We start from the raw sequence: 10391 nt of genomic DNA on the forward strand, positions 1-10391 counted from the left end.
CTAGCCCTGCGTCGCCTTGCCCAGCTCGATGCGGCGCACCGAGTCGCCCCGCACGAGGATCGTCACGAGTGCCCGGCGTCCCGGAGGCAGGACCCGCACCGTGACGGAACCGTGTGAGACCGAGTCGAGTTCGTCGGCGACCGCGCGGCGGAGGCGGGCCTGTTCGTCCGGGGGCACCCCGTCCAGGCCGTGATCGTCGAGCATCACCACGTCCACGCCTCGTCGGCGCGCGGCGTCGGCCGCCTCGACGACCTGCGGATCCTGCAGGGCCGGCGCTCGAAGCCCGTCCCGCAGACGCGCTTCGAGCAGCACGCCGGCGCGTCGCTCGCCCGGGTCGAGCAGCTCCCCGGTCGCGATGCGTTCGAGGAGCGGCCGGGCCAGGGAGTCGAGCCGGTCGAGCTGCGCGTCGCGCTCCTCGATCGCTGCCGCCGAGGCCGCCTGTTCCGCACTGCGCTGCAACGACATCGCCCGCAGCAGGTAGATGGATCCGGCGAGGGGGCGCAGGGTGAAGGCGAAGAAGGTGGACATGAGGACCGGGGCCGCGTTGACGACCGACAGCGACAGGCCGAGGCCGATCCCCTGCCCGGTGGCGTAGGTCCAGAAGGTCGCGGTCGCGATCATGCAGGCCAATCCGATCCACGCCGCGAGCGTGCGACCGCGCACGCACATGAAGGTGAAGACGACCGTGGACATCCCGAGGGGCCAGGTCGCGATGCCTCCCGGGGAGGGCACCGGCAACACCGAGAAGACGAGCGCCGAGGAGACCGTCCCGGTGGCGGCGAGCAGGATCGTCGCCGGCATCGGCAGCGGGTCGCCCGGGACGGTGATGAGAGTGAACGCCGCGAACGTGCACACGAGCACTGCGAGGGCAGGAGGCCAGCTCGCGGACGTGTGCTCGGCGCCGAACGCCGCCAGCACGAGGCAGACCAGGGCATAGAGGCTCACGAGCACACGTGCGGCGGTGGTGCGCATCCCCAGCAGGTCGCGCACGTCGCGGGTCGGTTCGGTGGTCACGGCGCGCGACGCTCTGCCGGATCGCGCCAGAACAGCGTCACCGTCGTGCCTCCGGGACCGGAGGTGATCTGCGAGTCGCCTCCGGCCAGGCTGCGCATGCGTCCGTGGATGCTCGCGCGGATGCCCATCCGGTAGGGATCGACCTGGGCCGGGTCGAATCCGTGGCCGTCGTCGCGGACGACCACGCGGACCGATCCGGAACCGAGGTCGACGTGCACGGCACGCTGCGTGCCCGGGCCGGCGTGGCGAACGCTGTTCCGCACGGCCTCGGCCAGCGCGGCTGCGACCGCCCTGATCACGTCGGCCGGGTAGTGCGGCCCGGCATCGACGCTCGTGGCGGTCGTGAACTCGACGTCCTCGTCCACCTCGGAGGCCGCCGAGCGGAACTGGGCCGCCACCCTATCGGCCTCGAAGCTGCTCTCGGTGTCGTCGCCGCGCCGCAGCGAGTCGAACATCTCCAGCGCACGACGGGCCTGGGCCGCGACGGGACCGTCGGATGCGCCACGACCCGAGGCGAGCAGGGTGGACATCACCTGGTCGTGGACGAGAGCGTCGAACCGCTCGCGTTCGACCGTCCTGGCCGCGGCCGCCGCCGCCGCGACGACGGACCGCTCGGTGGCCGCGACGGTGGAATCGAGGACGTCGCCCGTGCGGAAGGCGACGATCGCCGCGGCAGCGAAGACCCCGCAGAACATGAGCGCGAACGCGAGTTCCGGGACGAAGCGGTATCCCGTCGTGGTGTTCACCAGCAGATAGTTGGTGGTCTGCACGACGAACACCACCACCGTGAGGTAGGCGAGCGCCGTCCGCGGCCGCCACGCTGCCGCCGCGGACAGTCCTGCCACTCCGGGGAAGAGCGCCTGCCAGGCCGTGTTCGGGGAGGCCTCCCCCGTCCAGGCCGGGAACCACAGGACCGCCGCGGCCAGGAACGCGACGGCGTTGGCGGCGGCGAGTCGTCCGACCCACCGGACATCGCTCAGGAAGGTCGCCACCCCGAGCGCCATTCCGGTGCCGAAGATCGCGACCAGTGCCGTCGGCAACCACCACCATGCCGTGAGGGGGGCCTGCGACACCGCTGTGGGGACGACGAACAGCAGGTAGAACACGTAGCCCGCACTGATGAACCGGCCGAAGACCCGGTGGATCCGGTCGGCCGCGCTCATCGGATCCGTCGTGTGTCCACCCCGTGCGGTGGCAGGCCGACGGGTCACAGCTCGTCGATGGAGACCACACCGTCCTGCAGAGCGCGGGCGAGCAGTGCCGTCTTCGTGGTCGCCGTACGCCCGACACGGGCGTACTTCTCGCGGATGCGGACGATGTGGGTGCTGACCGTGGCTGCGGTGACGAACAGGCTCGCAGCCGCCTCGGACTTGGACTCGCAAAGCAGCCAGGCCCGCAGGATCTCGATCTCGCGAGCCGAGAGTGCGGGCTTCTGAGGCGCAGGCTTCTGTGCCGGGGAGTGTTCGAGCATCGTCGTCATAGCGCGTCCCTACCGAGATGAATACATGGGATCGAACCGAGTCCCCCGACGAACTCCGTTTCGAGTGGGTACAACGTAACGGTTGAAACCGACAACTACCCAGACAGATTTTTCTCTGCCCAAGAAAATATGGGCATCGGTGTTTCGCCTAATTACCGGTGCGCCGGCCGTCGTGCCCGATCTCGATCCGGCGCACATCCTCACCCTTCACGAGCATCGTCACCATCGCCGCGCGGGCCGGCGGCAACACACGCACGGTCACCGACCCCTCGCTCACCGAATCGAGCGCGTCCACCACCTCCCGGTAGACGGCGCGCCGGACCTCGGGAGAAGCCGAGTCCATGGCGTGGTCGTCGAGCATGACGATCTCGACGCCGCGCCGGCGGGCCGCAGCGGCGGCCCGGTCGACCTCGGGCACCTGGAGCACGGGCGCACGCAGACCGTCGCGCAGTCGTGCCTCGACCAGTCCGCACTCGATCCGTTCGTTCTCGTCGAGGGGTTCGCCCGAGACGATCCGTTTGAGCAACGGACGCGCCGACGCGTCGAGACTGCTCAACCGGGCATCACGTTCCTCCAGGGCCGCGGCGGCCGCGGACTCGGCCGCAATCCGCTGCATCGATCGGGCGCGCAGCAGGTAGATCGACCGCGCGAGCGGGCGGATCGTGTAGGCGCAGACGGTGCCCATGAGCACAGGTCCCGCGCTCGTGATCGTCAGCCCCAGTCCGTAGCCGAACCCGGGGCCCGTGAGATGCGACCACAGCGCGGCGACGACGAGCATGAGGAGCATCCCGCACCAGGCGAACGCCGTGCGTCCCCGCACGCACATGAACACGAGGATCGTCGTGGACATCCCGAACGGCCACAACTCGATGGGGTGCGGTGCCGGATCGGCGGGCACCACCCACAGCACCGACGCCGACGCGATCGCGCCCGAGAACGTCATCGCCAGTGCGGGTCGCACCGGTAGTGGATCCCCCTCCACCGCGACGAGCGCGTAGGCGGCGGCCACACACACGATCACGGCGATCGCGAGGGGCCAGCGGACCTCCGCATGGGGCGCGGTGTTCAGGGCGAGCACCACGCAGGTCACCGCGTACAGGACGGCGAAGGCCCGCGCGGGCCGGCTGTGCATCTGCAGCAGATCGGAGACGGTCGAGTTCGCCGTGTTCATGCGGCCGGATCCCGCCAGTACAACAACACCCGGGTCCCGGCGCCGGGAGCGGACTGCACGACCGCCCGTCCACCGGCCAGTCGGCGCATGCGCCCGCGGATGCTCACTTCGAGACCGAGCCGGTGCGGGTCGACGGCCTCGGGTTCGAAACCTCTGCCGTCGTCGACGACCTGCACGGAGATCCATCTCGGTGCCACGTCCACCTCGACCGTGCGGGAGGCGTCCTTACCGGCATGCCGCACGCTGTTGCGTACCGCCTCGGCGAGGGCGGCGGCGGTCGCGCGCGCGGGTTCGGGCGGGAACGAGACGTCGCCGGATCCCGGGGCGACACGACCGGTGAAGACGACGTCCTCGTCGGCCTCGGTCGCCGCCGAGCGGAGCCGCGCCACGACCGCGGCGGCGTCGAGCGCCGAGTCCCGATCGGTGCCGCGCCGCAACTCGTCGAGTTCGGCGACCGCTCGTTCGGCCTGCTCGAGGAGCGACTCCCGGGGGGCGTTGCGCGACGCCGCCAGCAGGGTGGACATCACCCGGTCGTGGACCAGGGCGTCGAACCGTGCGCGTTCGGCGTTCCGCGCTTCCGCCGCCGCGGCGGCGGCCGCCGTGGCCTGGGTGGCGGCGATGGTTTCGTCGAGGGTGCGGCCGGTGCCGAGTCCCACCACCGCGGCCGCGAGGAAGACCGTGCAGAAGACGAACGCGAACGCCAGGTCGGGCGCCAGGAAGTATCCGAAGGGAGCGTCGCGGACGAGGTGGTTCGCGCCCTGCGCGAGCAGGACCGCGATGAGCATGTGGACGAACGCCCGCCGGGGTCGCCACGCGACCGCCGCCGCGAGCGACGCGAGGCCGGGGAAGGCGGTGAACCACAACGAGTGGTCCTGCGGGATCTGTGTCCCGTTCCACGCCACGAACCACAACCCGACCATCACGACGTAGGCGAGCGCATTGACGGTTGCGGTCCGCTGCATCCATACCGAGCCGCGGAACGACGCGAAGCCGAGCGCGACTCCGGAGCCGAACATGAGGACGGTCGCGGTGGGGGTCCACCACCACGCGACGAGTGCCGACGCCTCGAGGATCTGTGGCACGAGCAACGCGAAGTAGCAGAGATATCCGATCGCGACGAATCGCGTGAACATCCGGAGAAGCCGGTCGGCGGCTGCGGTGCTGCGATCGTGCGACTTCTCCCCGGCGTCCCCGGCCGGTTCGTCAGCGACGGCGGACATCCGACCGTTCGGGCATCGGCAGCCATCCGTCCTCGACGGCGCGCTTGTATAGATCCGTCTTCGTGGGTGCGGGACGACCTGCCTCCGCGTACTTCTGGCGGATTCGCTGCAGGTAGTCGTTGACGGTCTGCGGAGCGAGGCCTGTCAGCCGGGCGACCCGGTCGAGCTTCTCCCCCGACGCATACAGTTCGAGCACTTCGAGCTGCCGTGGACTCAGACCGACGTCGTCGAGTTCGGGATCACCGTCGATCGCCGCGGCCCATTCGGTGCTGGCGACCTGCCCTCCCGCGGCGGCCACGCGGATCGCCTCGATCACCACGGCCGCGGGCTCGGATTTCCGCACCACCCCGAGCACACCGGCGCGGGCGGCCGAACGCAGCAGATAGGGGTTCTCGGCACCGGTGAACACCAGGGTCTCGAGCCCCGCCGCGCGCAACTGCTCGACGTTGCTCTTCGGCGAGGATCCGTCGGACAGGCGCAGGTCGAGAACGGCGAGGTCGAGGTCGGTGATCTGCTCGAGCAGACCCGAGACGGTGGTGGCAGTACCTGCGAGTTCGAGATCGGGTTGGTCGGCGAGCATCGCGGCGAACCCGAGCGCGACCGACTCGTGATCCTCGACCAAACCGATCCGACGGACGACGCCACGCGAGCCCTCGGCCATTGATGCCTCCCCTAATGCCCGATCACCCGACTTCGAACGAACGTTAGCAGTCAGCGCCTGTTTCCTCTTCTCGCACCACGCTCGACGCGTCCACGTCGTCGCGCAGACCGCGCCAGCTCGCGTGCCGAACACGGTCCCCATCCGTCCATCCCCCGAACCGCACCTCCCCCACGAGTTCGGGCCGCAACCACACCGCATCGCGGCGTTCGGCGGCCGGCACCTCGTTCGCGAACGGGTTCGTGCGGCTCGTGTGCCCTTTCATAGCCTTCGCCACCGACAGGAGCGTCTCGTCGTCGAAACCGGTGCCGACCTTGCCGACGTACACGAACTCGCCGTCGTCGTCGTAGACGCCGAGCAGCAGGGAGCCGAAGGTCGAGGCACGGTTGCCCTTGCCGCGGCGGTATCCGCCGAGCACGACGGTCTGGGTGAGCCAGTTCTTCGACTTGATCCATCCGGCGCCGCGCTTGCCCGGCAGATACACGGAGTCCCGGCGCTTCGCGACCACGCCCTCCCAGTTCTTCGCTCTGCTGCGTTCGAGGGCCTTCGATCCGTCACCCGGGAGCAGATCCGGGACGATCAGTCCGTCCGTCGCGGCGGCGAGCGCCTCGAGGACGCGTCGGCGATCGTCGTAGCTCTTGCGCAGCAGTGACACCCCGTCGAGATACAGCACGTCGAACACGCGGTACTCGTAGTTCACGCCCCGCTGCAGCATGGAGAAGCTCGTCACTCCGGAGCGGTCGACGGCGACGATCTCCCCGTCGAGCACCGCCGAGTGACCGTCGAGGATCGTCGCGAGTTCGACGAGTTTCCGGTAGTCGCCGGTGACATCGCGTCCGGATCTGCTGCGGAGCCTGACGGTGCCGTCCTCGATCTCGGCGACGGCGCGGTATCCGTCCCACTTGCCTTCGAACGCCCAGTGTTCGGCATCGAGACCCGAGACGTCACCCTGGGTCGCGAGCATGGGCGAGAGATCTCGCGGGAGGGCCTTGGACCCCGACGACCCGACGAGGGAGGCCGGATCGACATCGGACGCCGACTCGGTGCTCGGCGTCGACTGGTCCTTCATGCGGTGCGCCAGCCACTGGTTCTTCTCGGTGCGGATCAGCGCGTACCGTCCCTCGACCCTCTCGCCGTGGAACCGCACGATCACCTCGTCGTCCCGCCACTTCTCGGTGTCGTAGGTGCCGGTGTCCCACACGGTCATGCTGCCGGCACCGTATTCGCCCTTCGGGATCGTCCCGTGGAAGGTCAGGTACTCGATGGGGTGGTCCTCGGTCCGGACCGCGAGATTGTTGCGCCCGGAGGTGTCGGGCAGGTTCTTCGGTACGGCCCACGAGGCCAGTACACCGTCGCGTTCGAGCCGCAGGTCGTAGTGCAGGCGACGCGCGTGGTGCTCCTGGATGACGAACCTGTTGCCGGGACCGTTCTCGGGGACACGGTCGGGTACCGGCTCCGGGGTGCGCGACGCGTCGCGCTTGCCGCGGTAGGTGTCCAGGGCGTCTCCCGACCCTGCCTTACCGCCGGACACGGCCTTGTCTCCGGACACCGCCTTGTCTCCGGACAAAGCCTTGCCGAGGGGCGGGTCGAGATCGGCGAGCAGGTCCCCGAATTCGTCGATGCGGGCGAGGACGTCCCGGAACTGCAGTTGCCCGAGGTCGGGGTCGTCGAGTTCGTCCCAGTTGCGCGGCGCCGCCACCCATGGTTCGTCGCGACCGCGCAGCGAGTACGGCGCGACCGTCGTCTTGGAACTGTTGTTCTGGCTCCAGTCGACGAAGACCTTGCCCTCGCGCGCCGATTTCGCCATCGTCGCGGTCACCAGGTCGGGAAGGGTGGTCTCGAGATTGCGCGCGACCTGCTTCGCGACCTTCGACGCCCCCGACGACGACAGCATCCGATCGAGCGGGACGTACAGGTGGATGCCCTTGCTGCCGCTGGTGACCGGGTAGGCCGACCACCCGAGTTCGGCGACGGTGTCGCGCACGTGGCGGGCGACCTCCGCGCACTCGACCAGGCCCACGCCGGGCCCCGGGTCGAGGTCGAAGACGATGCGGGTCGCTGGTCCTGCCTTCTCTCCGTCGAAACGCCACTGGTGCACGTGGAGTTCGAGGGCGGCCTGTTGCCCGAGCCAGACGAGCCCGGCGGCGGAATCGAACAGCGGGTAGGTGACCCGCCGGTCCTTGTGGTGCAGGGTGCGACGGTCGAGCCAGGCCGGTGCGTGGTCGGGGAGGTTCTTCTCGAAGAAGGACTGTTCGCCGACGCCGTTCGGCCACCGATTACGGGTCGCTGCCCGGCCGACGATGTGGGGAAGCATCGCCTCCGCGACGGCTTCGTAGTACTCGACGACCTCGCCCTTCGTCGTCCCGGTACTCGGATACAGCACCTTGTCGAGGTTGGTCAGGGTGATGCGGTGACCGTCGATCGTCCGGGTCGGCATACTCCGGATTCTGCCAATTCGGACGCGTTCGGGTGCGGTGTCGAAGGGTGGCGATCGGGACTGCACGTCCGTGGACGCCGAAGCTTCGGAAAGAGGTAGGTTCGGGAGCATCGGTGGTGCACGACCGCGATGCGGCGGGGAGGTGGGGCATGACGGGGTCACCGCTGGCCGGAGTGGTCCGCTCGCGCGGCGGAGGCGGGGATGTGCGCGTCGCTCAGCATTCCCCTGCAGTACGCGGGACGGACCCTGGGCGCGCTGAAGGTGTATTCCACGCGCCCCCATGTCTATACAGCAGACAGTGAGGACATCCTGGGACGTTTCGCCGACCAGGCGGCGATCCTGCTGGCGAACATGCACACCCTGTCGGAAGCCGAAGCGCTCGAGGAGCGGTTGCTGCAGGCTCTACGCGACCGCGACCTGATCGCCACCGCCAAAGGAATCGTGATGCTGCGCGAGAACCTCGATGCCGATCGTGCCGTGCAGCGACTGCTGGAGTTGTCCTCGCAACGACGCATCGCCGTACGGGAGGTGGCAGCTGAGATAGTCGCGTCGACCCACACCGAGACGGTCTGACGCCGCGATGAACTACCTTCCCGACGGCGAGCATCGCCGGCAACTCCTCGCTGCACTCCGCGCTTCCGAGCTCGGTGTCGAGGAGTTGTGGCTCCGCTACTTCGCCCTCGGCGGCGAGGTGGGGAAGGTGGAGATCGAGGCGTATCTCAACGGTTTGCTTCCCCTCTCCCGTGTGCAGCACGATCTGATCGCCCACGCGATCAACGAACGCCTCGACGAGATCGCGCCACCCCGTGCGCCCTATGCAGCCGAACTCCCCGTGTCCCTCCCCGAAGTGGACGACGGCGACGACGATCCCGGCGAATCACGAGGAACGGGGCCGGATTCCGACCGCTGAAGTGATGACGCCCGCGTGCCGAACGACCTGCGGCGCGCCGAAACCCTGCCACCCGAGCAGGGGGAAATGGGCGACAGGGTTCGGCATCGCCCGGGTGGCCTACCTCTGATCCACCCGGCGCCGGCGATCGTCCGTGCAGGGGGGTGACAGGCGATCACCGATGTCCTGAGCATACGCCGAAATGCCCTCACCGGGACCGATTGTGCGTACTCGAGGCACTGCCGACGGGGCAGATCGACATATCCGACCCCCTGCGTCGGAAGTCGCGCACCCCGCCGGCAGAGTCGACAGCGAACGCATGGTTCGCTTCCGGTGCAGTCTATTCGTTTTCTGCAGGATCGGCAGTAGTTCGATCGGACCACAGCCTGCCCGACCGGGTCACACGAGGCGTCCGGCCGTAGACGGACCGGTACTGCGTCGCAAATCGTCCGGGCGAGGAGAAGCCCCACCGTGCAGCGATCGACGTGACCGTCTCGCGGTTCGGGTCGGCGGCCTGCAGATCCCGGTGAGCTCGCGCGAGCCGTACGGACCGCAGGTATTGCATGGGCGTCGTTCGGTGATGACGCACGAAGTCGTACTGCAGGGCACGGCCCCCGATTCCGGCGGCAGCCGCGATGTCCTCCAGCCTGATCGGACGAGCCGCTTCGGACTCGATGAACGCGACGGCCTTCCGCAATGCCGAAGGCGTCGATGCGGCCTCCAGGGCCTCCCGGATCGAGGGTGGTTCACCCGCCCGATCGGACGTGAGCACGCCGTCCGCCAACTGCACCATCGGCACGGCGGCGCGACGGGAAGCCTGGACCAGGGTCTCCTTCGCCTGCTCGGCATCGAGTCCGTACCGCTCCATCAGCACGCCCGTGGCCCGCTCGATCGCGGCCCGCGAGGCCCACACCTGCTCCTCGGTCGGAACCGCAGCAGGACGGTAGGTTCCCTCCGCCCACTCGTTCGCCCGTGTGCCCATCACCCGATCACACCATCCGAACGTCCCGCATGTCAGCACACCTGCACGTTGACCGCATGTCGACCGAAGATCCCGTAACCGATCTCGAAACGGACCTGTTGGCCACCGGTCAGGAAGCGGTAGCCGCTCCCGTCGATCTGTGAGTAGTGCACCAGGATCTCCGTACCGTCGTCGTCACGGATGAACCCGTGCCCCAGACCCGCGTCGAACCACAGCACAACACCATGTTCCATTGTCGCTCCCCTGCCACCGTTCGCGTTGTCCCCGACGGAGCAGTGACGCGGAAGCGTATCCCCTGCGCTCCCGACAGCCCCTCTGCACCTGTCATTGAAACGTGGCTGGCGGGTCCGGGGAAGTGTCCACGCCGAATCGGCGACATTCGTACGATTTCTACCGATTTCACCACGTGCCAATGTAGTTCGTTCGACGGACAGACACCGACGATCGCGGGGGCGTATCCGGACTGTGGGTGCCGACAGGATACATACAGCACGCACGCATTTGTGCGAAGAGCTTACGGACACATGACATTCGGATGAC

11 protein-coding genes and 1 pseudogene are annotated in these 10391 nt (G+C 68.7%); 3 read left to right on the forward strand and 9 right to left on the reverse strand.

Annotated features, from left to right (window positions below):
* From B9C99_RS10340 to B9C99_RS10370, 7 genes are all read right to left on the reverse strand, one after another.
* Window positions 1-1014 carry a hypothetical protein gene (locus tag B9C99_RS10340; RefSeq protein ID WP_088897763.1) on the reverse strand — a complete coding sequence of 338 codons (1014 nt, stop codon included), beginning with the start codon at window positions 1012-1014 and terminating at the stop codon, window positions 1-3.
* A complete protein-coding gene (locus tag B9C99_RS10345; protein WP_253250030.1) occupies window positions 1011-2177 on the reverse strand; it encodes an ATP-binding protein in 1167 nt (388 codons plus the stop codon). Before B9C99_RS10345 ends, B9C99_RS10340 begins: the two co-directional genes overlap by 4 nt.
* A 44-nt stretch (window positions 2178-2221) precedes the next feature.
* Window positions 2222-2494, reverse strand: a complete 273-nt coding sequence (locus B9C99_RS10350; protein WP_016692216.1) for a LuxR C-terminal-related transcriptional regulator — start codon at window positions 2492-2494, stop codon at window positions 2222-2224.
* Window positions 2495-2642: 148 nt separating this feature from the next.
* Window positions 2643-3665, reverse strand: coding sequence for a hypothetical protein (locus B9C99_RS10355; RefSeq protein WP_016692217.1), 1023 nt, complete (start codon window positions 3663-3665; stop codon window positions 2643-2645).
* A complete protein-coding gene (locus B9C99_RS10360) occupies window positions 3662-4885 on the reverse strand; it encodes an ATP-binding protein (RefSeq protein WP_253250031.1) in 1224 nt (407 codons plus the stop codon). Before B9C99_RS10360 ends, B9C99_RS10355 begins: the two co-directional genes overlap by 4 nt.
* Window positions 4869-5546, reverse strand: a complete 678-nt coding sequence (locus B9C99_RS10365; RefSeq protein ID WP_088897765.1) for a response regulator transcription factor — start codon at window positions 5544-5546, stop codon at window positions 4869-4871. The genes B9C99_RS10360 and B9C99_RS10365 overlap by 17 nt, the downstream gene beginning before the upstream one ends.
* Before the next feature lie 43 nt (window positions 5547-5589).
* Window positions 5590-7980, reverse strand: coding sequence for an ATP-dependent DNA ligase (locus B9C99_RS10370; protein WP_088897766.1), 2391 nt, complete (start codon window positions 7978-7980; stop codon window positions 5590-5592).
* 177 nt (window positions 7981-8157) lie between these two features.
* Here B9C99_RS10370 and B9C99_RS26265 point away from each other — a divergent pair.
* The 3 genes and pseudogenes from B9C99_RS26265 to B9C99_RS10380 all read left to right on the forward strand — a co-directional run.
* Window positions 8158-8313: pseudogene (locus B9C99_RS26265) on the forward strand (GAF domain-containing protein); the annotation flags it as partial.
* An 18-nt stretch (window positions 8314-8331) separates the two neighbouring features.
* Window positions 8332-8553 carry an ANTAR domain-containing protein gene (locus B9C99_RS26270; RefSeq protein WP_261380119.1) on the forward strand — a complete coding sequence of 74 codons (222 nt, stop codon included), beginning with the start codon at window positions 8332-8334 and terminating at the stop codon, window positions 8551-8553.
* 7 nt (window positions 8554-8560) lie between these two features.
* Window positions 8561-8890 (forward strand): hypothetical protein, encoded by a 330-nt coding sequence (locus B9C99_RS10380; RefSeq protein ID WP_088897767.1) that lies wholly within the window; start codon window positions 8561-8563, stop codon window positions 8888-8890.
* 319 nt (window positions 8891-9209) lie between these two features.
* On the opposite strand, the gene B9C99_RS10385 is transcribed toward B9C99_RS10380, so the two are convergent.
* A complete protein-coding gene (locus B9C99_RS10385) occupies window positions 9210-9851 on the reverse strand; it encodes a helix-turn-helix domain-containing protein (protein ID WP_088897768.1) in 642 nt (213 codons plus the stop codon).
* A 32-nt stretch (window positions 9852-9883) separates the two neighbouring features.
* Window positions 9884-10084 (reverse strand): cold-shock protein, encoded by a 201-nt coding sequence (locus tag B9C99_RS10390; RefSeq protein WP_033096757.1) that lies wholly within the window; start codon window positions 10082-10084, stop codon window positions 9884-9886.
* Window positions 10085-10391: the final 307 nt, after the last annotated feature.

This window comes from Rhodococcus sp. BUPNP1, from assembly GCF_002215235.1.
Taxonomy (GTDB): Bacteria; Actinomycetota; Actinomycetes; order Mycobacteriales; family Mycobacteriaceae; genus Rhodococcus.